Raw genomic sequence first — 501 nt, forward strand, 5'->3', positions numbered from 1 at the left:
ATACCCATAAAAGCTCCAATGCGGGCAGAAAGCTCAACGATCCCTGTCTCTTATACACATCGCTAACCATAAATAAGCATTTAGATTTTGACATGGTGCAAATAATAGCCTCCGAATTTGGTTTTGAAGCCAAGCTTCAAGAGGAATATCAAGAAGAAACCCTTGGCATTCAGGCAGATGCAGAAGAGAATTTGAAACCAAGGCACCCTGTGGTGACTGTTATGGGTCACGTTGACCACGGAAAAACTTCGCTTTTGGATTATATTCGCAAAACAAATGTGGTGCGCGGAGAATTTGGCGGCATAACTCAGCATATAGGTGCTTACGAAGTAGAAACCCCAAATGGGAAAATAACATTTTTGGATACCCCAGGTCACGAAGCATTTAACGCCTGTCTCTTATACACATCTAGATGTGTATAAGAGACAGAGCAAATTCCAACCTAATAGAGGGAGCTTATACCCTAGAGGTCTCTTCACTAGGGCTGGATTTTGACAAGAA

1 pseudogene is annotated in these 501 nt (G+C 42.3%); it reads left to right on the forward strand.

Going from position 1 to position 501, the window contains the following annotated elements:
- Positions 1–191: 191 nt before the first annotated feature.
- Positions 192–386, forward strand: a pseudogene (locus tag ACYVRA_RS08540) (GTP-binding protein); the annotation flags it as partial.
- Positions 387–501 lie beyond the last annotated feature (115 nt).

It is taken from the genome of Treponema sp. R8-4-B8, from assembly GCF_054786175.1.